18 protein-coding genes are annotated in these 22,600 nt (G+C 70.3%); 8 read left to right on the plus strand and 10 right to left on the minus strand.

All coding sequences use genetic code 11. From position 1 onward, the window contains the following. The first annotated feature begins 229 nt into the window (after window positions 1-229). The 4 genes from ACFU53_RS34540 (at window position 230) to ACFU53_RS34555 (ending at window position 4,217) form a co-directional block, all read left to right on the plus strand. Complete coding sequence (locus ACFU53_RS34540; protein WP_384001529.1) at window positions 230-520, plus strand: hypothetical protein; 291 nt, start codon at window positions 230-232, stop codon at window positions 518-520. A 118-nt stretch (window positions 521-638) separates the two neighbouring features. Then, window positions 639-1,475 (plus strand): hypothetical protein, encoded by an 837-nt coding sequence (locus ACFU53_RS34545; RefSeq protein ID WP_384001532.1) that lies wholly within the window; start codon window positions 639-641, stop codon window positions 1,473-1,475. Continuing rightward, window positions 1,475-3,418: a fumarate reductase/succinate dehydrogenase flavoprotein subunit gene (locus ACFU53_RS34550; RefSeq protein WP_384001535.1), complete on the plus strand. Its 1,944-nt coding sequence runs from the start codon at window positions 1,475-1,477 to the stop codon at window positions 3,416-3,418. The genes ACFU53_RS34545 and ACFU53_RS34550 overlap by 1 nt, the downstream gene beginning before the upstream one ends. A gap of 22 nt (window positions 3,419-3,440) precedes the next feature. After that, entirely contained in the window at window positions 3,441-4,217 is a 777-nt protein-coding gene (locus ACFU53_RS34555) for a succinate dehydrogenase/fumarate reductase iron-sulfur subunit (RefSeq protein WP_384001537.1), read from the plus strand. Here ACFU53_RS34555 and ACFU53_RS34560 read toward each other — a convergent pair. Both ACFU53_RS34560 and ACFU53_RS34565 read right to left on the minus strand, forming a co-directional pair. Further along, a complete protein-coding gene (locus ACFU53_RS34560) occupies window positions 4,206-4,550 on the minus strand; it encodes a hypothetical protein (RefSeq protein WP_384001540.1) in 345 nt (114 codons plus the stop codon). The two genes, ACFU53_RS34555 and ACFU53_RS34560, sit on opposite strands and share 12 nt — an antisense overlap. A 166-nt stretch (window positions 4,551-4,716) precedes the next feature. Then, on the minus strand, window positions 4,717-5,010 hold the full coding sequence (locus ACFU53_RS34565) for a hypothetical protein (RefSeq protein WP_384001543.1): 294 nt from the start codon (window positions 5,008-5,010) through the stop codon (window positions 4,717-4,719). Between the two features lie 511 nt (window positions 5,011-5,521). Here ACFU53_RS34565 and ACFU53_RS34570 point away from each other — a divergent pair. After that, window positions 5,522-7,384: a hypothetical protein gene (locus tag ACFU53_RS34570; protein ID WP_384001577.1), complete on the plus strand. Its 1,863-nt coding sequence runs from the start codon at window positions 5,522-5,524 to the stop codon at window positions 7,382-7,384. A gap of 192 nt (window positions 7,385-7,576) precedes the next feature. On the opposite strand, the gene ACFU53_RS34575 is transcribed toward ACFU53_RS34570, so the two are convergent. The 6 genes from ACFU53_RS34575 to ACFU53_RS34600 all read right to left on the minus strand — a co-directional run bounded on the left by ACFU53_RS34575 (window position 7,577) and on the right by ACFU53_RS34600 (window position 15,051). Next, window positions 7,577-10,507, minus strand: coding sequence for a SpoIIE family protein phosphatase (locus tag ACFU53_RS34575; RefSeq protein WP_384001545.1), 2,931 nt, complete (start codon window positions 10,505-10,507; stop codon window positions 7,577-7,579). A gap of 275 nt (window positions 10,508-10,782) precedes the next feature. Then, on the minus strand, window positions 10,783-11,190 hold the full coding sequence (locus tag ACFU53_RS34580) for an ATP-binding protein (RefSeq protein WP_384001547.1): 408 nt from the start codon (window positions 11,188-11,190) through the stop codon (window positions 10,783-10,785). 505 nt (window positions 11,191-11,695) lie between these two features. Beyond that, on the minus strand, window positions 11,696-12,100 hold the full coding sequence (locus ACFU53_RS34585) for a (deoxy)nucleoside triphosphate pyrophosphohydrolase (protein ID WP_384001550.1): 405 nt from the start codon (window positions 12,098-12,100) through the stop codon (window positions 11,696-11,698). 45 nt (window positions 12,101-12,145) lie between these two features. Further along, on the minus strand, window positions 12,146-12,346 hold the full coding sequence (locus ACFU53_RS34590) for an SPOR domain-containing protein (protein WP_384001553.1): 201 nt from the start codon (window positions 12,344-12,346) through the stop codon (window positions 12,146-12,148). 581 nt (window positions 12,347-12,927) lie between these two features. Then, window positions 12,928-13,680 (minus strand): GntR family transcriptional regulator, encoded by a 753-nt coding sequence (locus ACFU53_RS34595; RefSeq protein ID WP_384001556.1) that lies wholly within the window; start codon window positions 13,678-13,680, stop codon window positions 12,928-12,930. 147 nt (window positions 13,681-13,827) lie between these two features. Beyond that, window positions 13,828-15,051, minus strand: coding sequence for a DUF4190 domain-containing protein (locus tag ACFU53_RS34600; protein ID WP_384001559.1), 1,224 nt, complete (start codon window positions 15,049-15,051; stop codon window positions 13,828-13,830). Window positions 15,052-15,298: 247 nt separating this feature from the next. Between ACFU53_RS34600 and ACFU53_RS34605 the strand changes: the two genes are divergently transcribed. Next, window positions 15,299-16,405 (plus strand): threonine synthase, encoded by a 1,107-nt coding sequence (locus ACFU53_RS34605; protein WP_384001562.1) that lies wholly within the window; start codon window positions 15,299-15,301, stop codon window positions 16,403-16,405. A gap of 455 nt (window positions 16,406-16,860) precedes the next feature. On the opposite strand, the gene ACFU53_RS34610 is transcribed toward ACFU53_RS34605, so the two are convergent. Next, entirely contained in the window at window positions 16,861-18,279 is a 1,419-nt protein-coding gene (locus ACFU53_RS34610) for an ATP-binding protein (RefSeq protein WP_384001566.1), read from the minus strand. A 571-nt stretch (window positions 18,280-18,850) separates the two neighbouring features. Between ACFU53_RS34610 and ACFU53_RS34615 the strand changes: the two genes are divergently transcribed. Further along, complete coding sequence (locus ACFU53_RS34615; protein ID WP_384001568.1) at window positions 18,851-19,738, plus strand: hypothetical protein; 888 nt, start codon at window positions 18,851-18,853, stop codon at window positions 19,736-19,738. A 663-nt stretch (window positions 19,739-20,401) separates the two neighbouring features. On the opposite strand, the gene ychF is transcribed toward ACFU53_RS34615, so the two are convergent. Beyond that, window positions 20,402-21,490, minus strand: coding sequence for a redox-regulated ATPase YchF (gene ychF / locus ACFU53_RS34620; RefSeq protein ID WP_384001571.1), 1,089 nt, complete (start codon window positions 21,488-21,490; stop codon window positions 20,402-20,404). 414 nt (window positions 21,491-21,904) lie between these two features. Here ychF and ACFU53_RS34625 point away from each other — a divergent pair, with 414 nt between their 5' ends. After that, a complete protein-coding gene (locus tag ACFU53_RS34625) occupies window positions 21,905-22,447 on the plus strand; it encodes a DUF6542 domain-containing protein (RefSeq protein WP_384001574.1) in 543 nt (180 codons plus the stop codon). Window positions 22,448-22,600: the final 153 nt, after the last annotated feature.

Consider the following 22,600-nt stretch of genomic DNA (forward strand, 5'->3'; position numbering starts at 1 on the left):
CCCCGCGCCCCTTGACGGCATGGGCCGCGCCCGGGTTTTTGGGGGCGCGGGGAACTGCGCGGGCAACCACAACGCACCGTCACCGGCCGAACAATTGAACCCCCCGAGCTCCCCCGGCGTAAAAGAACGCCGCACACCGCTTCCCACCGACAGGTGTGACGCGCGACACTCGCAGGCGCATGAACGTTGCCGCCTTGGGGCCACCACCCCGTGAAAGCGAGGGCAAGTCATGTCCGTGCACGACGACTTGACGTCAGTCCGGCGCTGCCTGGACGAACTGACCCGGTCCGTACGTCGCCTGGAACAGCAACTCGGCGGCGGCGGCCTGGAGATACGCCGCGTCCGAACCGACGCCGACCACCTGCGCGAGAGCATCGCGTTGCTCGGTGAGGCCGCCCCCGGCCTGGCGAAGCCGCGCCGCCCCGACCTGGTCCCCATCCCCGACACCCCGTACGACACCTCCCTGTGGACGGACTCGGACGACGAAGGTCTCGGCGCCCGCGACCGCCGCGCACCCTGACCGCCGTAACCGACCATCCCAAAAACCCGACACCCCAAAAACCCGATCCCGATCCCCGATCCCCGATCCCCGATCCCCGAGAATCCAAGACGCCAAGAACCCGACCGGGAGTCCCCCGTTGGCCACTGGTACGGAACCACCGGCAACAGAACCCCATCCACAGCGCGGCGGCGTGCGGACCCGTACGCGCGCCGCGATCTCCGCCCCGCATCTGCGCACCGACCGCTGGTGGTTGGCCCCCGCCGCCACGGCCGCCGGACTGCTGGCCTTCATCGTGTACTCGACATGGCGGGCCTTCGCGGACGAGCACTACTACGCGGCCCCGTACGTCTCGCCGTTCTACTCGCCCTGTCTGGCGGAACGCTGCGAGCCCATGCACGGCGGCCCCAACTGGGAGATCTTCGGCGGCTGGTGGGGCATCTCACCGGCGATCATCATCCTGATCTTCCCGCTCGGCTTCCGCCTGACCTGCTACTACTACCGCAAGGCCTACTACCGCGGCTTCTGGGCCTCCCCGCCCGCCTGCGCGGTGGCCGAGCCGCACAAGAAGTACTCGGGCGAGACCCGGTTCCCGCTGATCCTGCAGAACCTCCACCGGTACTTCTTCTACGCCGCCCTGCTCGTCGCCGGCATCCTCACCTACGACACGGTCCTGGCCTTCCGCGACGAGAACTACGAGTGGGGCCACATGGGCCTGGGCACCCTCGTGTTCCTGGTCAACATCGTGCTGATCTGGGCGTACACCCTCTCCTGCCACTCGTGCCGGCACATCGTCGGCGGCAAGCTCAAGCACTTCTCCAAGCATCCCGTGCGCTACCGGATGTGGCAGTGGGTCGGCAAGCTGAATGCTCGTCACATGCTGCTCGCCTGGGCCTCGTTGGTGAGCGTGGCGCTCTCCGACTTCTATGTGTACCTGGTCGCGTCCGGCGCCTTCGACGATCCGAGGTTGTTCTGATGTCCGTGGTCGAGCGACAGGAGTGGGACGTCGTCGTGATCGGCGCCGGCGGCGCCGGACTGCGCGCCGCGATCGAGGCCCGGGAGCGCGGCGCCCGTACGGCCGTGATCTGCAAGTCCCTGTTCGGCAAGGCCCACACGGTGATGGCCGAGGGCGGCATCGCGGCCGCCATGGGCAACGTCAACTCCGGTGACAACTGGCAGGTCCACTTCCGTGACACCATGCGCGGCGGCAAGTTCCTCAACCAGTGGCGGATGGCCGAGCTGCACGCGCGCGAGGCCCCCGACCGGGTATGGGAGCTGGAGACCTGGGGCGCCCTCTTCGACCGTACGAAGGACGGCCGCATCTCGCAGCGCAACTTCGGCGGCCACGAGTACCCGCGCCTCGCCCACGTCGGCGACCGTACGGGCCTGGAGCTGATCCGCACCCTCCAGCAGAAGATCGTCGCGCTCCAGCAGCAGGACCACAAGGAGACCGGTGACTACGAGTCCCGGCTGAAGGTCTTCCAGGAGTGCACGGTCACCCGGGTCCTGAAGAACGGCAACCGCGTCTCCGGCGTCTTCGGCTACGAGCGCGAGTCGGGCCGATTCTTCGTCCTCGAAGCGCCCGCCGTCGTCATCTCCACCGGTGGCATCGGCAAGTCCTTCAAGGTGACGTCGAACTCGTGGGAGTACACGGGCGACGGGCACGCCCTCGCCCTGCTGGCCGGAGCGCCGCTGCTGAACATGGAGTTCGTGCAGTTCCATCCGACGGGCATGGTCTGGCCGCCGTCGGTCAAGGGCATCCTCGTCACGGAGTCGGTGCGCGGTGACGGCGGGGTGCTCAGGAACTCCGAGGGCAAGCGGTTCATGTTCGACTACATCCCGGACGTGTTCAAGGAGAAGTACGCGCAGTCCGAGGAGGAGGGCGACCGCTGGTACGAGGACCCGGACCACAACCGGCGCCCGCCCGAACTGCTCCCGCGCGACGAGGTCGCGCGAGCCATCAACTCCGAGGTGAAGGCGGGCCGGGGCTCGCCTCACGGCGGGGTCTTCCTGGACGTGTCCACGCGGATGCCGGCGGAGACCATCCGCCGTCGACTCCCCTCCATGTACCACCAGTTCAAGGAGCTGGCGGACGTCGACATCACGGCGGAGGCGATGGAGGTCGGGCCCACCTGTCACTACGTGATGGGCGGCATCGCGGTCGAGTCGGACACGGCGGCGGCACGCGGCGTGCCGGGCCTGTTCGCGGCCGGTGAGGTGGCCGGCGGTATGCACGGCTCCAACCGGCTGGGCGGCAACTCCCTCTCCGACCTGCTGGTGTTCGGCCGCCGGGCGGGACAGCACGCGTCCGGGTACGCGGCGGGACTGACCGGGGCACGGCCCCCGGTGGACGACGTCGAGGTCGACACGGCCGCCGCCGAGGCGCTGCGGCCGTTCTCAGCCGAGGGCCCGGTGCCGGGCCTGGAGGCCGGCCGGCCGCCGGAGAACCCGTACACCCTCCACCAGGAGCTGCAGCAGGCCATGAACGACCTGGTCGGCATCATCCGCCGCGAGGGTGAGATGGAGCAGGCACTGGAGAAGCTGGCCGACCTGCGGGTGCGGGCGCGCCGGGCGGGTGTGGAGGGGCACCGGCAGTTCAACCCCGGCTGGCATCTCGCCCTCGACCTGCGGAACATGTTGCTGGTCAGCGAGTGCGTGGCACGGGCCGCGCTGGAGCGCACCGAGTCGCGCGGCGGCCACACCCGCGAGGACCATCCGACGATGGACCGCGACTGGCGCCGTATCAACCTGCTGTGCCGGCTCGCCGATCCGACGGGCGGCCTGGCGGCCACGAACGCGGTCGTCGGCCAGATCGCCCTCACCCGTGAGACCACCGAAGCCATCCGTCCCGACCTGCTCGCCCTCTTCGACAAGGAGGAGCTGGTCAAGTACCTCACCGAAGAGGAGCTGTACGAGTGAGCAGCTACGAGGAGCCGCGGTCATGAGCGGCTACGAGGCCAGCTTCAAGGTGTGGCGGGGCGATGTGCGGGGCGGCGGTCTGGAGGATTTCAAGGTCGAGGTGAACGAGGGTGAGGTCGTCCTCGACATCGTCCACCGCCTCCAGGCGACCCAGGCCCCCGACCTCGCCGTCCGCTGGAACTGCAAGGCGGGCAAGTGCGGTTCGTGTTCCGCCGAGATCAACGGCCGTCCCCGGCTGTTGTGCATGACCCGGATGTCGGTGTTCGAGCGGGACGAGACGATCACCGTCACGCCGCTGCGGGCCTTCCCGGTGATCCGTGACCTGGTCACGGACGTCAACTTCAACTACGCGAAGGCGCGCGAGGTCCCGGCCTTCGTACCGCCGGAGAAGCTCGGCCCCGGCGAGTACCGCATGATGCAGGAGGACGTGGACCGCCCGCAGGAGTTCCGGAAGTGCATCGAGTGCTTTCTCTGCCAGGACACCTGCCATGTCGTCCGCGACCACGAGGAGAACAAGCCGGCCTTCGCGGGCCCGCGCTTCCTGATGCGCGTCGCGGAACTGGACATGCACCCGCTGGACGCGGCGGAGGACACCGGCCTGGACCGCAAGAAGACGGCCCAGGACGAACACGGCCTCGGCTACTGCAACATCACCAAGTGCTGCACGGAGGTGTGCCCCGAGGGCATCAAGATCACGGACAACGCGCTGATCCCCCTCAAGGAACGTGCCGTCGACCGCAAGTACGACCCGCTGGTGTGGCTGGGCTCGAAGATCAGGAGGCGTTCCTCAACGGGATGAGGTCCCGAGGATGTCGAGAGTCCGCCCGATGCTGTGCTCGGCGATCGCCCGCATGAAGTGCCGGTCCGGGACGACGGCCGCGTCCGCCGGGAGGTGGCGGCCGGTGCGGTCGGCGAGCAGCAGACGCGGGATGCGGACGCCGAGCCGGGCGAGCCGGCCGAGCCGGGCGTGGGCGCCGGTGAACAGTTCGATGCCGGAGGCGTGCGAGAGGGGGTGGCGCGGGTCGGGGGCGTCGGTGTCCTTCCCGTCCCCGCCGTGCTGCTCGTAGTCCTCGTCCGGGGACCAGACGTACGCGACCGCCGTGCCGTCGTCGTCGAAGGTGAGCCGGTACACATCTTCTTGCTGCCGCCGCGCAACCGCGAGACCTCGGTGAGGTGCCGGGCCGGGCCTGCGGCGGCACGGGCCTGGGGCTCCGGATCGGTGACGGTGAGGGGCAGGCGCGGGGTCGTCACACGCGCGGGGTCGTCACACGCGCGGGGTCGTCACACGCGCGGGGTCGTCACGGGGTGGTGACGGGGCCGGGGCGGGTCGCGAGGTACGACAGCACCGTGTTCGTGGCGATCAGGACCAGGCCCGCGAGACCGAAGACGTCCGCGCGTTCAGCCGTCATGCCGACGCACCACAGGCACAGCCCCGCGCTGCCGGCGAGCGTCGCGTAGCCCCACAGCACCGGCCGCAGCGTTCTGCGCCGCAGCCACGGCAACATCCACCCCGTCCGGATCGCGACGACGCCGAACACGACCGTGGCCACCATGACCGCCGCGAGGCACCCGATCCCGATGTTCGTCAGCATGTCCCGCCTCCCCCTCGTGAACGAGGCGATCATGGCATGCCCTCGCCACCGGCACCAGCCTCGCCTCCCCCACTCCGCCCCGCCCCACTCGCGACGGCGCGACACCGGCCATACGCTCCCAAATGTGACGTCGCGTCTGAGAAATAGCCGAGCGCGGGGCGCCACGTCGCACATAGGCGTGCGCCTGGCCCACACCGCGTTCGGGGGGCTGGCAGCCATGGCCTGGCTCCTGCTCCCCACGGCGACGGAGACAGCCGAGGGGCAGGCCACAGGCCGGCACGCCCATGAGCGGTCCGTGGTCAGGGCCGAGGGCGGGCCGGTCATGGGGCCGACCGTCGGCGGACAGCCCGTGACGCAGGTCGACGGCGAGCCGCCCGTGGCCCCGGCTGTGGGCAGCCGGACGGCAGGTCCGGTCCGCCCCGGGCGGTCCGCGGTCCCGGCCATCGGCGAGCGACCCGTGACTCCGGTGGTCGGCACGCAGTTCGTGACCCCGGGCGTCGGCGGCCGGCCCATGGGCCCGGTCGACGCGGCGCCGCTCGCGCCCCCGGCCGTCGACGCGCGGTTCGTGGATCCCGCTGTCGGCGGGGCGGCTCCGGCTGTCGGCGAGGCCTCCGGTGCGGATCTGATCCTGCCGGTGGCCGCCGCGGGTACGGCTGTCGCCGTGGCCGCGTACTCGCTCGTACGACGCCGACGCCGTGCCCAGCTGCGCACGACCCCGACCGGCACCTTCGAACCGCCGACCACCCCGCTGCCCGACCTTCACCGCCGGGCCCAGCGGCTCCTCGTCGAGACCGACGACAGCGTCCGCACGAGCACCGAGGAACTCCGCTTCGCGGCGGCCCGACCGGGCCGGAGGACCGCCGAGCCGCTCACGGAAGGGCCGACGGACCACGAAGACGCCGAGCCGCACGCGGAAAGCCCGGACGGCCACGACGCAACCGAGCCACCCACAGCGAGCCCCACCGGCCACAGCGACCCCCAGCCGCACCCGAGGAGAGCGGCAGGTCGCGAAAACGCCGAATCGCACGGGGAAAGCCCGGCGAGCCACGACGACGCCGAGCCATCCACAGTGAACCCCGCCGACCACAGCGGCGCCGAGCCGCGCGCGGAGAGGGCGGCGGGGGAGGCGGGGGAGGCGAGGGCTGAATCGGTCGGGCCGCGCTCGGCGGGGCCGGTCGCGCTCGACCCGGCCAAGGCCTTCGCGGAGACGCCCGCGGGGCGGGACGCGGTGCAACCGTTCGTGGAGGCGCTGGCGGATGCGCGGGGTGAGCTGGCCGTGGCCTTCCGGTCGGGTCAGCGGCTGGACGAGGAGAGCGGCGTCCTGTCGCCCGACGAGGAACGCGGGCTGCTGGAGGAGATCCTCACCCGGTGTACGAGGGCGCAGCGGCGGCTCGACACGGCGACGCCCGCCTTCGATCAACTCCGGGCCCTGGAACGGAACATCACTCCCGCCCTGGAGTGCGCGGAGGCCCGCTTCCGTGAGCTGACCGGCCGTACGGCGACCGCGACCACCACCCTCACCGCCCTCCGCGACGGCTACGCCCCGGCCGCCTCCCTCCCCGTCACCGGCCATGTCGAGCAGGCCAAGGACCGTCTGGTCTTCGCCACCACCGAACTGAACCGGGCCCGCCAGTCCGCCTACCCGGGCGACCTGGACACCGCGGCCGTACACCTACGCGCAGCCGAGGGTGCGATCGACCAGGCGGACGTGTTCGTGACCGGGGTGGAGCGGCTCGCCGCCGAGCTGGCGCGCGCCACCGGGATCGCGAAGCAGGGCGTCCCCTTCACCGGCCCGTACGACGACCCCCTCGACGCCCTCCGCCGCCAGAGCCGCTGGCTCCTCCCGGCCCGCAGCGCCGTGGCCGCCGCAGCGGACTTCCTCACCACCCATCGTGGGGCGGTGGGGGCGAAGGCCAGGACCCGACTCGCAGAGGCGGAACGACACTTGACGCAGACCGGTACGGCCTCCCCGACGACGACCGGCGATGGGGCCGGGACCGGGACTGGGACCGCGGCCGGGATCGGGACCGGCGAGCCCGGCGAGCCCAGCGAGCCCAGCGAGCCCAGCGACTTCGGCGAGCCCAGCGACTTCGGCGAGGTCGGCGAGGTCGGCGACTTCGGGAGCGCCGACGCCCCGCATGCCGAGCGTGCCCACGCCCTCGCCCAGGAGGCCCGGCACCTGGCCGAGCAGGACGTACGGGCGTACGGCAACCCGTACGGCGGCCCCGTCGGCGACGGCCTGGCCGGCGCCCTCCTGGGCGGCATCATCCTCGGCGAGCCCCCCGACGGCGCCGGCCGGGCCGACCTACGGGGCCCCGCCTGCTTCGGCGGAACGGCAACCCGCGCCCGCAGAACAGCAGGCGGCCAGTTCTGACACAACTCCCGCCCCCGCGCGCTCCTCAGGGGCGCGGGGGTCTGCACTACCAGCCACAACGCACCAGCAGTCCGGGAGCAACCGCGACCGCCCCTCCGCGACGGCTTGTCGCCCGCCCGCCCACCAGACAGCCGCAGCCGCAGCCGTAGCCGAGAGACGACTCAGACGCACCGGACGAAGAACCACCGCGCCCTAGAACAGACTCAACAACGCCTCCGCCGGATCTGTCAGCCCGTGCTCCCCACCCGGCAGCGGCAGTTCGAACCACACGGTCTTACCCCGCGGCGTCCGGCGGGAGCCCCACGCCGCGGAGAGCAGCCCGACCAGCTGGAGCCCGCGTCCCCCCTCGTCGGTGTCGCGGGCGCGGCGCCGACGGGGCTGGACGAGGCCGGCGTCCCACACCTCGCAGACGAGCGTTCTGTCGAGGAGGAGCCGGAGCCGTATCTCACCCTCGCCGTAGCGCAGGGCGTTGGTGACCAGCTCGCTGACCAGCAGTTCCGCCGTGTCGACAAGCGGCTCCAGGTCCCAGGCCTGCAGTCGGCCGCGGGCGTACTCACGGGCGCGGCCCACGCTGCGCGGCTCGCGCGGCAGGGTCCAGTCGCCGACGGAGTCCTCCGGCAGCCCCTGGACACGGGCCATCAGCAGCGCGATGTCGTCCTCGCCGTGGTGGGTGTCGAGGGTGTTGAGGACGTGGTCGCAGACGTCCTCGAGCGACCGGGGCGTGTCGGCGCGCAGCGCGGTCGGCGGCTGGGCGGGGTCCGTGAGCGCTCCGACGAACGCCTGGAGGCCCTCGTCGAGGGGGTGGTGACGGGATTCGACCAGTCCATCCGTGTAGAGCGCCAACAGCGCGCCTTCGGGTAGTTCGACCTCCACCTCCTCGAACGGCTCGCCGCCGACGCCGAGCGGCATGCCGGGCGGCACGTCGAGCATCAGCGCGCTCTCACCCGGTTCGACCAGCACCGGGGGCAGATGTCCCGCGTTGGCGAAGGTGCAGCGGCGGGTCACGGAGTCGTAGACGGCGTAGACGCAGGTGGCGAGGTAGACCTCGGAGAGGTCCTTGTCGCGGGGCCGGCTGGCGGACGTGCGGGAGGCCGACTGGCCACCGCCGGGGGTACCGAGGCCACGGGCGATCTCGTCGAGTGCCGAGAGGACCTCGGCGGGTTCGAGGTCCAACAGGGCCAACGTGCGAACAGCCGTGCGAAGTTCGCCCATTGCCACCGCTGCCCGCAGTCCGCGGCCCATCACGTCACCGACGACGAGTGCCGTGCGGTGGCCGGGGAGTTCGATGACGTCGAACCAGTCGCCGCCGACCTCGGTGGCCGCGTTGCCCGGCAGATAGCGGCAGGCGATGTCGAGCCCGGAGGCCTCGGGGTCGCCCGGCGGCAGCAGGGAGCGCTGCAGGATGAGGGCGCGCTCGTGCTCGCGGCGATAGAGGCGCGCGTTGTCGATACAGACGGCGGCACGCGCGGCCAGCTCGACGGCGAGGCCCCGGTCGCGTTCGCCGAACGGCTCACTGCCCTTCGTGCGCGAGAACTGCACGAGTCCCACGACGGTGTCGTGCGCGACCATCGGCACGGCGAGCGTCGACTGGATCAGGCTGCCCTCCTCGGGCACCTGCTGGGGGCGGGCGGTGCGCAGGGCGTCCGCGCAGGGCGAGTTGAACGGGTAGTGGTGGACCGCGCCGACGCGCACGGGGGCGGGTCCGCCGACGAAGGGCGCGTCGGAGACGGCGCTGGCGAAGGCGACCCGGCGCAGTTCGGCGCTGCCGTCGGCGAGTCCGGGTGGGGTCTCGTCGCCCACCAGGAGGCCTTGGTAGAGGTCGACGGTGGCGAGGTCGCAGAAGCCTGGGACGACGACGTCGAGGAGTTCGCGGGCGGTGGTCTCCAGGTCGAGGGAGTTGCCGATGCGCGAGCCGGCCTCGTTGAGGAGGGCGAGGTTGCGGCGGGCGGCCGCCGCCTCGCGGGCGGCGGAGCGGCGGGCCGTGATGTCCGTGCCGAGCCAGGCGATGCCGATGGGGCGGCCGGTGCCGCTGTGTACGCGGTAGAGGTTGATGGACCAGTGGCGGCGCTCTTCGGAGCCGGGCACGAAGCCCGTGATGTGCATGTCCGTGATCGAGTCGCCGGTCTCCATGACCCGGCGCAGGGTCGCCTCGACCCGCTCCGCCTCCGGGGACTGCAGATAGTCATGGACGCCCCGGCCGCGGTGGTCGTCGACCTCGCCGCCGTAGATGGAGGCGAAGCGCTGGTTGGCGCGCCTCACCCGAAGATCGGCGTCTATCAGAAGGAACCCGAACGGAGATTGGCCGAAAATCGCCTGCGAAGCGGCAAGGTCGGTCTCAATCCGGCGCAGGGTCCGGACGTCCACGACGATGCACACGGCGGCCCGTTCGCCGCCCTCCACGGTGGTGGGCATCACATAGACCTCGGCGAGCCCCTCCACCCCCTTGGGACCCGGCACACGGAAGGGGACCACCCCGGTCCACTCCCGGCCGTCGAGGACCTCGGCCATCTTCCGCTGGCCCTCTTCACGCCGGTCGGGGTCGACGAACGCCTCGATCGGGTCCATCCCGACAGCGCGCTCCGCCGATATGCCGAACAGCTGCTCGGCACGCAGACTCCACTGGTCGACGAGCCCGTCAGAACCGATCGAGAACGAAGCGACCTTGATGTAGTCGTACATGGACCCTGGCGGGCTGGTCTGCCACATCGAGTCTCCGGCCCCATGACCGGCCATGACACCCGCTGCACCGGCGGATCCGGCGGCATCGCCGACACGCGCGGCATCACCCTCCGCCCCAGCTGCCGCACGACTCCCGGACATACGACCGCCCGGCACCCGCCCGCCAGACGCCCGCCTGCCCGGCGTTCGACTCTCAGACGTTCGATCATCTGAACTTCGGCTCTCGGACGCTCGCCCCTCGGACGCATCGCCCGTCGGGTGGTCGCCCGTCCTGTCGCGTGCGGCCCCGCTGTAGCGAATGGCTCCGCCCAGGCCGAAATCGTCTGCGGCCTCGGGCCTCGCGCGGTCCGACGGGTCCGTGGACTCCGTGGACTCCGTGGCCTTCGCTGGTATCTCGCTCACGCGAACCGTCCCCTCCAGCTCACCGCGTCCGGCTTCGGTCACCAGGGGCGGCTGCCCGCAGTATCCAGCACTACGGCGCCGCACAACACGGTGTTCACGATCACAGCACGGTCCCGATCGTTTTTGGACCGGCCGGAACCTACTCCCAAGTCTTCTAACCAGGCGGTGGCCCATCGAATCAAAGACTCCAGCCAGCGCTACTGGCTTGAACCAGTCGGTCGCACACACGCCCCGGGGAGCCGCCCCCACCCCCGGACCGTACGCCGTGGACTCCCGCCGTGCACCAGGACCTTCGCCCCGTACGTCGACAGGGTCGCTCAGCCGGGAACCGCCAGCTCGAACCAGACCGTCTTACCCGCCTCCCCGGGGCGGGTACCCCAGGCTCGCGAGGAGCAGGCCACCAACTGCAGACCCCGGCCGCTCTCGTCGTCGACATCGGCCGCGCGCTCGCGGGGCGGATCGGGCAGCGGGTCGGAGACCTCGACCAGGAGAGTGCCCGAGGGGTCGGCGGGACGTACGAGCCGCACCCCGATGGGCCCCGTCGCATGCCGCAGCGCGTTGGTCACCAGTTCGCTCACCAACAAGACGGTGATGTCCCCGAGCACACCGAGCCCCCACTCACGCAGTTGCGCCCGCACCACCGCGCGAGCGTCCCGCACCGCCCCCGGCTCCGCCGGAAAGGTCCACTCGGCGCAGTCGTCTCCGCTGTCGATCACGCCGATCACTTCCCAGTCCAGAAGCAGACCCTGTCCGGTTTCATGGGGTTAATGGGCACATACCCGATATCCATCCCGGAGTACCGCGCATGAGGGCGCACTGTGGCACGAACGGCGTAGGGGGCGCACCGCACCGGCGACGAGAGGGCCGCGCTTCACAAAAGGGGCCCATCCATCACGGCTTCCGAACACGGGCCCCGAAAGGGGCGCGGGGAACTGCGTGACCAGCCGCGCTCAACTGCAGCCGAAAACCCACCCCACTTCTCCGCGGGGCCTGGGGGCGGCAGCCCGCGAGGGACCGCCTGGGAGGGGAGGGGGAGCGCCCAAGGGTCCGCCCGGGAGGGAAGGGGAAGGGGGAGCGCCCAAGGGTCCGGCCGAAGCGAAGGGGCACGAAGGGGCAGCACCCCTGGGGAGCGGACACGAAGGGGCAGCACCCCTGGGATGGACGGGTAGGGGCGGCGGGGGCGAGAAAGTCCCACACACCCGGCGGCACATCACGCCCCCGGGGCGACACTCAGCCCCCGTCACCCCAAGCCACCCGCGCCGCCTCCATCACCGCCGGCACATCCTGGTCCAGCCAGTCGACATCCCACACCTCGTCCGCGGTCAGCCAACGCAGCTCGTCATGGTCCTCCAGCGGCCGAGGCTCACCGGACAGCAAATGCGCGATCCAGACCCGCAACACATAGCCCGGCCGCACCACCCACTCACCGGGGACCCGCTCCGCGGACTTCGCCTCGACACCAAGCTCTTCCCGCAGCTCACGCACGAGCGCCTGCTCGGGAGGCTCACCGGGCTCCACCTTGCCGCCAGGCAGTTCCCAGCGGCCGGCCAGCTCAGGCGGTGCGCTGCGGCGCGCGGCGAGGAGTCGCCCGTCGCTCAGCAGAGCGGCTCCCACCACCACGATCGGTTCGGTCATGCGCGGGAGCCTACGGGAGCGGACACGGGCGACGGGCGGGGCGAATCAGTTGCTCCCACTCTGCCCGTTCTGGCCGTTCTGCCCGACGCGTTCGACCCAGTACAGCTGCTTGTGGCCACGGCTGTCGAGGCCGTCCGCGATCTTCTGGGCCTCGGCGCGCGTCGCATACCTGCCCACCCGGTAGCGATTGCCGTTGTCGTCCTGCCTGATGACGAGCCAGGGAAGAGTGATCGTGCCGTCGTTCATCGACCCCCACCGCTCCTTCCCGCCCCGGATCGCCCAGGTCCCACCCCCGGATACCACCGCGCCCCGCCACCTAAGGAAACCGCATTCCGCATATGCCCGAGCGTACGCCTAACCTTCACGCAGCGAATCTGTCTTTTCACAAAGAGGTACGCAACCAGCCAAGATGAGGGGGGCGCACCCCGTCGAACGCGCCGTCGATCACTACCCGCGCGCCCCCCAGCGCTCCAACGAGCAGCGATCCAGCGCCGTTCGTACGAGCCGAGCCGCTGCCGGGCGCCATGACGACCCGGCGGCAAGAACGACCGAATTCGAACTACGTTCGGACGAATCCCCGAGATTTCGACAGCTTCAACTTCCCTCCGGCAAAGGCCACTTGACCCATGCCCGCGCCACCGTCCCGTACACACGGAATCAGCCGGTTTCCCCAACGAGCGGCACCTCGAACCCACTTCACCAGCACGAGCCACACCCGCCCCACCACCGCACGTCCCACCGCCCTCTCCCGCCGACACCCCACTCGGCACCCGACAGTCGGCACCAGCCCGTCAGCACTGACCCGCCGGCACCAACCGCTTCCGAACTCACTTCACCGGCAGGTGGTATGCCACCTGGTACCGGTCCGCCGGGACCACCACGTCCGCCGTCTCCACCGGACGGCCGGAGGCGAAGTACGTGCGATGGACGACCAGGACGACATGCCCGGGAACGCCCCCGAGGGCGAGCAGTTCCTCGGCGAGGCCGGGGCGGGCGCCGACCTCCTCGGTGACGTTGTCTACGACGACGTCGATGGCGGCCATGCGCTCGACGACGCCCATGCCCCCGAGAGGCCCCTCCTCGGGGAGCATCACGGGTGTGCGGCCGGTGACGGCGAGGGGCTCCCAGGAGGTGGAGAGCATCATCGCCTCCCCCGCGTCCCGGAAGGTGTACCTGGTGCACATCACACGGTCGCCAGGCTGGATCGCGAGCCGCTCGGCGATCGTCCGGCCCGCCTCGACCTGCTCGCTGCGCGACTCCCAGGTGCCGCGCGCCCCGGCTTCGGTCTGCTCCTGCCGGAAGGGCGTGGCGCCGCCGGCGGGCCGGAACCCGGAGCGGGCGACCCGCCGCGGCACCGGCCGCTCTCGCACATACGTGCCCGAACCGGAGCGACCTTCCACCAACCCCTCGGCCATGAGCACCTTGCGGGCCTCCAGGGCGACCGTGTCCGAAACGCCGTACTCCTCGCGAATACGGGCCTGAGAAGGGAGACGGGTGTGCGGCGGCAGCGAACCGTTCACGATCTTCCTGCGGAGATCACCCGCGACACGCAAGTACGCCGGCTGCTCACCGAAAGTCACTGGCCGCTCCCAACTGGATGTACAGACAGCAACAGCGTGGCAACCGTGGGTTGGGCCAGGCAAGCAAAGGCCAGAGAATCACTCGATGTGATGACAGGTGTCCGGTGAGGGCTTTACGCAGGCACTTTCTCCCCACTATGGGTGCCGTCACACCTCCGCGCCCGAGCCGTCCTCTCCGCCGCCCTCGCCGGTGTCCCCGTCGGCGTCCTCGTCGTCATACGTCGGCGACTCGGTGGCCAGCCCCAGAGCCTCGCGCGCGGTGACCGCCTTCGAGCCGTCGGTCAACCGGTGCGCCTTGTCCCAGTGGTCGGTGAAGTCCTCGGCGTCGCTCGCCTTGTTCGCCGCCTCCCACTCCTCGCGCGCCTGGTCCAGGGCATCCGCGTAGTCGGTGACCGCCTGCGCGGCCGAGGGCTCCCAGTCGTGCCCGCGCAACGCGTACGTCTGCTGGTCCAGGGCCTGGACCACCTGCGACGCCCACACCTTGTGCCCGGTGAGGTCGTCCTCGACGTACTCCGTGTCGGGCACCCCGTCGAAGGCGGCGTTCAGGATCGCGTCGGCCTCCAGGAAGGCGAACTGGTCGCCGTCGAGGGTCGTCTCGTCCTGTCTCAGCGAGCCCGTCAGACTGCCCTCGGGGTCGACGTTGCCGAACATGCAGGTGATCACACGGTCGCCGTACCGCCAGCTCTGCGGAGTGGGCGTGAAGTAGTAGACGTCGACATCGGCCGGGAGCGCCCAGGTGTCCATCGCGTACATCTCCGAGCGCGCGTAGCACTGGTCGTCGGCGGCGTCGGTGACCGCGCCGTCGCCCGGGTAGGCGCCCTCCGGCATCGAGAAGTTGGCGAACACCTCCGCGTCGTGCTCACGGTCGCACGGCACGACGTCGACGTCGTACGCGTACCCCTCCAGGGAACCGCTCCGCGAGTCGAAGCACTCGCCCCTGGCCACCGAGAAGGTGCCACCCGCGCCGCTCGCCGCGTCGCGGAAGCCGTCCCACGCGTCGCGCGCCCCGCCCGTGGTGAACGCGAGCGTCATCAGCAGCGCGCCGATCGTCGAGAGCACGATTCCGGCCACCGCCATGCCCTTGCCGCGCTCCCCCTTCTTGCGGATCTGCACCAGCGCGACGATCCCCAGCAACAGCCCGACGCCCGGCAGGAAGCACAGCACCCCGAGGACGAGCGCGGCGATCGCGAACCCGTTGACGGGCGGGGGCGGCCGCAACGCGGGATACGGCTGCCCCCAGTCCTGACCCCAGGACTGAGGAGGCGCCTGGTGCGGATACGGCTGCCCGGCCACGGCCGGCGGCTGCCCCGGGGGCGGGAACGGGCCACCACCGTGAGGTGGCTGGGGCCCGAAAGGCGGGGGTGTGGCCACGGGTGCAGGTGCTCCTTGCGCCGAGCAGAGTGGGAACTGACGTACGGCTGGACGCATGGTAAGCGGGCGATGGGGGTGGGCGACACGCCGGGCGGGGCGGGACAGAGAACGGGGCGGGATACGGCACCGGGCGCCTTCCCCATGGTTGATCAGCTCGCTGTCAGAAGTGCGCCGCCCACCCCACCCGCCATGACGCACCGTCACCAACAACCCCAGCCACCCCGACCGCCCCAACTACCCTTCGCTCATGACCCCTCTGCCGGATCGCTTCTGCCCGACGGACGGCACGCGCGTCCCCGCCGCCTCCCCCGCCTGGTGCTGCCCGGCCTGCCGCGGCCCCCTGGACCTGGACTTCGCGCCCACACCGGCACCGCTCAAGTCCCTGACCGGCCGCGTGAACTCGCTCTGGCGCTACGCGGAATGCCTCCCCCTGGCTGCGCCCACGATCTCCCTGGGTGAGGGCCGGACCCCGCTCGTCGAACTGAAGGACGGCATCCAGGCCAAGCTCGACTTCCTGATGCCGACGCTCTCCTTCAAGGACCGCGGCGCCGTGCTCCTCGCCGAGCTGGCCCTGCGGCTCGGGCCCCGGAGGGTGGTCGCCGACAGCAGCGGCAACGCGGGCACGGCGGTCGCCGCGTACTGCGCCCGGGCGGGCCTGCCCTGCACGGTGTACGTCCCGGCCGGCACGTCGGCCAAGAAGCTGGAACAGATCGGGGCACACGGCGCGCAGCTCCACATCGTCGACGGCGACCGCGAGGCCACGGCCCGGGCGGCCCGCGAGGCGGCGGACGCGGACGGCGTCTTCTACGCCTCGCACGTCTACAACCCCTATTTCCTGCACGGCACCAAGACCTACGTCCACGAACTGTGGGAGGACCTCGGCGGCCGCCTGCCCGAGGTGCTCGTCGTCCCCGTCGGCAACGGCACGCTGCTGCTGGGCGCGGCCCTCGCCGTCGCCGAACTGCACGCGGCGGGCCTCATCGACCGCCGCCCCGCCCTCTACGCCGTCCAGTCCGCCGCCGTCGCGCCCCTGGCCCACGCCTGGACCGAGGGCTCCGACGACCTCATCGGGACCACCCCCATGGCCCCCACCTTCGCCGAGGGCATCGCCATCCCCCACCCACCCCGAGCCCGCCAGATCCTCCGCGCCGTCCGCGGCTCCGACGGCGCCTTCCTCACCGTGACGGAGGACCAGATCCGCCACGCCCAACACGACCTGGCCTCCCGCGGGCTGTACGTCGAGTCCACGGGCGTGGCCTGCTGGGCGGCCGTACGGGAGGGGGCGCTTGGGTCGCGTACGGCAGTGGTGCCGTTGTGCGGGGCGGGGTTGAAGACGGGGCCGGCGGGGAGCTGAGGGGCCGGTCGTTCGCGCCCGGCCGCGCCTCCAGCCCCAGGGCTCGGCGGGGGGCCAGAACTGGCGAAGGTCCGAAGAACCAGCGGGGGCAGGGGACGCAGGACCCCTGGACCCCCGGGGCGCAGCGCCCCTGGCGGGCCCGGGGCGGAACCCCGTGGCGGTCGCGGGCGCGCGCGGGCGGGGTCGAAGGCGAGCCCCTGGACGGGGGTCCCCCCGCTCGAGCGAAGCCGAGAGTGGGAGAGGGACGGTTAAGGGTGGGAGAGGGACGGTTAAGGGTGGGAGAGGGACGGTTAAGGGTGGGAGAGGGACGGTTAAGGGTGGCGGGAGGGACGGTTAAGGGTGGCGGGAGCAAACCTCACTGGCCGAAGGCCGTCGCACAGCACGATCGCGAGCACCGAGGTGTCTGCCGCCTGATCGCGCTCGCCAACTCCCGTACCGCGTCTGCAATCCACCGCTCACAGCGGCCAAGCGGTCAGCAAATCGCCAGGGTTGTAGGTGGCATCGAGGCCCGGACAGTCGACGCCGCTGCGCGAGACCGCCACGACTGGAACGGGTTCGCCGGTGAGGGCGGCCCGGTGGCGATGGAGAGCTGCCAGGTCGTGCCGGTCGAAGGGTGACTGCTCCAGCCACTTGATGGAGCCCACAAAGAGCAGCTCCTTGGCAATGGGTGCGCGGTCCGCCCCGACGATATCGATCTCGACGTCGTTGGTACGCGTCCAGTAGCCGCCCACTGCGGGGGCCGCGGGCAGCCTGTCATCGGGCAGTATCCGCGCCAGGGCCTCGCGGACAAGGGGCTCGACGGCTCGGCCGCGCCAGCTGGTCCAGTTCTCCCGGATACGCGCCGAGGTCAGATCGCCCCGCCCCCGCTCGATCTCCTCCATGGACGGGCCGAGCAGGTGCAGCCAAAACCGCAGGTAGGGATCTGTCACCCGGTAGCGGCGATCCTTCGACGGACGCAGCGATACGGGCAGCTCCGCAGCGACGATCCGCTTTTCCGTAAGCAGCTCCAGCGCTCGTTGCAGGGGCGTGGCCCCGATTCCGCCGGCTGCACGGGCGATGTTGGTGAAGGTCCGCTCGCCACTGCCGATAGCCGCCAGTACCGTACGCGCCTGGGCCTGCGGGGGGAATTCGGCAGCCAGCGCGCGCTCGGCCGACACCAGCAGGGCCGAGACCGGATCGCTCAGCGCCTCGCCGAGGAAGTCCCACAGCCCTGCGCCGCGCGGCCACTCCGCGCAGATCAGCGGTAGCCCGCCGGTGACCAGTGCAGCGTCGAAGGCTTCCGCCGGATCCAGCCCAAGCATCTGCCCCACCTCGGCGGGGTTGAGCGGTCCCAGCACCATCTCCCGGCCGCGCTGATGGAAGGGGCGTCCGTAGCTGTTCAGTGCCTCCATCATCGACAGATCGGAGCCGATGAGGACCAGCAGCACCGGCTTGGTCTCCAGCGCCCGGTCCCAGGCCCGTTGCAGCATCCCCTCAAAGGCGCCCGCGACGTCCATCAGATACGGCACCTCGTCGATGACCAGCACGCTCGCCCGGTCGGCGGGCAGCGCCGCAGCCAGCACATCGAACGCGGCGTCCCAGCTCTCCGGCCGCGCGGCGGCCACCAGCCCCGCCAACGGCAGCGTCGACGCTTGGGCGTCCCGGGCCAACCGTGCCAGATCATCCCTGGGGGACGCACCAGTCGCTGCGTAGAACAGGAACGGGGCTCCGGAGCGCTCCGCAAACCGCTCGACCAGTCGCGACTTGCCCACCCGTCGCCGCCCACGCAACATCACGCACCGACCGGGCCGCTCCCCTCCAACCCCTGCCGCCACCTTCTGCAGCTCTCGCTCCAATGTCGCCAGCTCCTGCCGACGGCCTACGAAATTCGCCACGGTCGACCTCCACGGATGACACTAACGAGAATGTTAGTAACATGTGCGTTAGTAGACTACCTTTGTCGGCCCAACCCGCGGGGTCGGCGACCAGCTCCGCCCCGAGTTCGGCGATCCGGCGCTCATCCGCTCCCTGCTGGTGGCGCGAATCGCCGTCCAACTCGCCCAGGGAAAAGCACGACGACCATCAGCGGCATGCTCTCCTCAAGCGGAGTCTTCGCCACGCCGTGCCCCAACACTGACGAACTCTCCGAACTCATCGCCGAGGTCCAGTTCGGATACGAAACAGACGGGCCGGCCAACAGCGTTCCGCCCCTGGGCGGTCTGGGACTATTTCCGTGGACGCCAGAGAGTACGTACATGCTGCTGAGCGAATACTGGGCTGCCCATCGAAGCCGTACGATGCCTCGTCCGCGCGTGGAGCGGGAACTCAGCGAGCTTTGGGACACCGCGGACACCCGTGTCCTGAGCGCGCACTCCTCGCTGCCGCCCCTCCCACTGGTTGCTTATCCCGACCTTTGGGAGAAGCTGAAGGGCCGAGCCGGATCCTCGCGTCGGCACCGTCACAGCAATGATGCTCGGAGAGCGTGGTGGGGGCGACCGTGCATGGAAACACTGGATGTCCACTCGCCCGTGGAGCACGCTCAAGGCCAGCCACTTGGTTCGCCTCGGTGGCGATCTCATCCGGTGCAAGGTAGCCCAGCGGACCCTCGCTCAGTACCTCGATCTGGCACCAGCGGGCCATAACTCCCGTGCTGCCCTTGTACGCGCGGCGGAAATCATCGAAGAGCAGTTGAAGGACATCGCACTAGCGATCGAAAGTATGAGCGCCATCGAGTACGGCTTGCTACGCGAGCGCACAGCAGACGAGCACTTCCAGGACGGCTGCCTTGCCACCTTCAGCAAGCACCTGCTGAAGCGCTCTCAAGTCTTCACGCCCTTCGAAGAATATAAGATGAACCATGGCACATGGGCTGCGATTCCCTGGTGGTCTCTCGTTCACGGTGAGCAAGAACAGCGGGCGGTCGAGGGATTCCCGATACGCGGCGGCCTCCAACTGGGTGTCGCCGCCGAGAGTCCCGACGCCGACGAGCTCGTCATCAGCTGTGAGGAACCCGAGCTCGGACCTTCATGGATGAGCGCCCGGCTCATCTTCGATCTTCGCGACGTCGTGCATGCCTGCGAGTTGCTCCTTCTGGGGCGGCGGCAATCCGTGGTTGTGGATTTCCTCACCGAGTACACGGATGAGTGGGACGATCGGCAAGTACATCTGGCCGGAAGTCTCGACCTCTCGCTCGGGCCGGAGATCGGAGAGACACTGACCGATGTCGCAACCCGTGCCCTACGTCGACTTTTGCCAGGTTCTTCTGGTCCACCGCTCTACCACGATGGGGTGCCGGCACTTGATCGGCTCTTAAGCTCGTCACGGCTTCCGAAGATCGCCCGTTGCCCTCGCTAGCCGACGAGACGCAATGGTGCCACGGGGTGGACTGAGCACCCAGATGCGCTGCGCCGTGCGCTGCCCCGAAGGCTGGTCCGGCCGCTCGCAGCGAATCCCAGGGGGCCGCCTGCCCGGAACGGCCCGTGCTGGAACAGGAAGGCTCGGGGCTCCAGGGAACCCCGGCAGTCCTACCTGACGGCAAGCCGCTCCCGCAGCCAGCGGGCTCCGTGGCCCTTCAATGCGCCGCTACAGCTTGGCAAGTAGCGCATCGCGCACACGCTACAAGGAGGACAAGGATCGCCACACGCTCCGCATGATGTGCCATGGAAAGCCTTCAGGCCCGACGACTTCGCCTTCTCGGCCAGCAGCATGGATAACGTTGGGCGGGTGCAGAGCTGCTTCTGCTTCGGAGTAGTGAAGAAGGCGTGGGGGGAAGGTCGTTCGCCCCTGTACTACCTACCACTGGGCTATGGACAGTGCACGACCCAGCACGGGCTCTCTCATCTCTTCCCAACACAATCCCAGCACGGTAGGGATGACCAGGGATGATGACAGGTGACGGCGGGTCAGATATCCCAGCACCATCCCAGCACGGGAAATAACTGGGGGCCAACCCCGAAAGGTCGACCCCCCTGCGACCTGCATGTTTGCTAGATCAGCGACGTGGCGATATGGCGAGCGCTAAACGTTGAAGCGGAACTCGACGACGTCCCCGTCCTGCATCACGTAGTCCTTGCCCTCCATGCGGGCCTTGCCCTTGGCGCGGGCCTCGGCGACGGAGCCGGTTTCGACGAGGTCGGCGAAGGAGATGACCTCGGCCTTGATGAAGCCCTTCTGGAAGTCGGTGTGGATGACACCGGCGGCCTCGGGGGCGGTGGCGCCCTTCTTGATGGTCCAGGCGCGGGATTCCTTGGGGCCGGCCGTGAGGTAGGTCTGCAGGCCGAGGGTGTCGAAGCCGACTCGGGCCAGGGTCGCCATGCCGGGTTCCTCGACGCCCACCGACTCCAGGAGCTCCATCGCTTCCTCCTCGTCGAGCTCGGCGAGGTCCGCCTCCAGCTTGGCGTTGAGGAAGATCGCCTCGGCGGGGGCGACCAGGGCGCGCTGCTCGGCCTTGAAGTCTTCGTCGACCAGTTCGTCCTCGTCGACGTTGAAGACGTAGAGGAAGGGCTTGGTGGTGAGGAGATGCAGGTCGTGGAGGAGTTCCTCGTTGCCGGAGCCCTGGACGATGCCCGCGGAGAACAGGGTGTCGCCCTTCTCCAGGATCTCCTTCGCCGCCTCGACCGCCGCGACCTTCGGCCCGATGTCCTTCTTGATGCGCGACTCCCGCTGGAGGCGCGGCAAAACCTTCTCGATCGTCTGGAGGTCCGCGAGGATCAGCTCGGTGTTGATCGTCTCGATGTCGTCCTTCGGCGAGACCTTGCCGTCGACATGCACGACGTTCTCGTCCTGGAAGGCGCGGATGACCTGGCAGATCGCGTCGGACTCACGGATGTTCGCGAGGAACTTGTTGCCCAGCCCCTCGCCCTCCGAGGCGCCCTTCACGATGCCCGCGATGTCGACGAAGTCGACGGTCGCCGGAAGGATCTTCTGCGAGCCGAAGATCTCGGCCAGCTTCGCGAGGCGCGCGTCCGGGACACCGACCACGCCGACGTTCGGCTCGATCGTGGCGAACGGGTAGTTGGCCGCCAGCACGTCGTTCTTGGTCAGGGCGTTGAACATGGTCGACTTGCCGACGTTGGGCAGACCGACGATTCCGATCGTGAGCGACACGTTTGCGACTTCCCGTACGTAGAAGGGCCAGGCGGCCGGGGGCTGGAGCGGCAGGGCCTGAGGCCTGTCCGGCGGATCCTGCCCCAGCGGCCGGAGGGCCGGCCGGTCCCCCAGTTTACGGCGTGCCGACGCCCGGCCCGGCAAGGTATCGAACGCTTGGCCAACGTCCGCTCAACGGCGTGTCTCTGAACCCATTCGGCACATTAACCGACCTAAGTTGGTCGAGTGGAGCAGCAGCAAAGGACGTATCCCCCTCGGACCGGGCCGCAGCGCGGTACCCCTCCTCTTCCGCCGCAGGCGGGCAGAGGGGCCCGGGTTCCCGGCGCGGGCGTGCCTCGTCGTGCTCCGGTCGCGCGCGGGCCCGTACCGCCGTCGGTCCAAGCCGTGCGGAGCGTCACGCGGGCCGTGCGCCGGATGCCGAACCCACGCCTCACCGACCTGGGCTGTGGGTTGTTCTGCGGAGTGACGATGCTCGTGCTCGCCTGCCTCGACCGGCTGCTGTTCGGCGCGTCCCCCACCCTGTACGGAGTGCTGTTTCTGCTGGTCAGCGCATTGACTGCGGTATGGGTGCGGCGCGGCGACCTGGCAAGCGCTCCCGTCGTCGTTCCGATCGCCTTCGCGGCCGGTCTGCCGCTGCTCCCCGACGGTGAGGGCGGTGTCGGCGGGCATCTGATGGCCCTGGTCACCGCCCTCGCCATGCAGGCGGGCTGGCTGTACGGCGGCACGCTCGTCGCCGGGCTCATCGTGACGGTACGCAAGCTCCGGCTGATGGCCCGCCGGGCGGCCAGGCGGGAGAGGGAGCGGGAGGAGTGGGAGGGCCGGGAGCGGGTCGGGGCGCAGGGCCGGGTCCGGGGACGCGGTGTCCAGGCTGGGCCGTCTTACGGTCGCCGGCCGGTCGGGCCCCGGACGCCGGGGCCTCCGGCCCAGCCCCGCCGCACCGTCCCCCGGGGTCAATAGCCGCGTCCCCCCGAAATCACCAGCCCGCCGCTCCCGGCACGCTCCCCCTGCGCCGCTCTTCCTAGTGAGCCGGTTTTGAGTTCTCCCGTCGCCACTTGAGTCGTGTTCCGTTTCGGATCGTGGCTTGGGCGGTGACGGGGCTGGTGGTTTGCG

The organism is Streptomyces sp. NPDC057474 (assembly GCF_042802555.1).
In the GTDB taxonomy this organism is placed as follows: domain Bacteria; phylum Actinomycetota; class Actinomycetes; order Streptomycetales; family Streptomycetaceae; genus Streptomyces.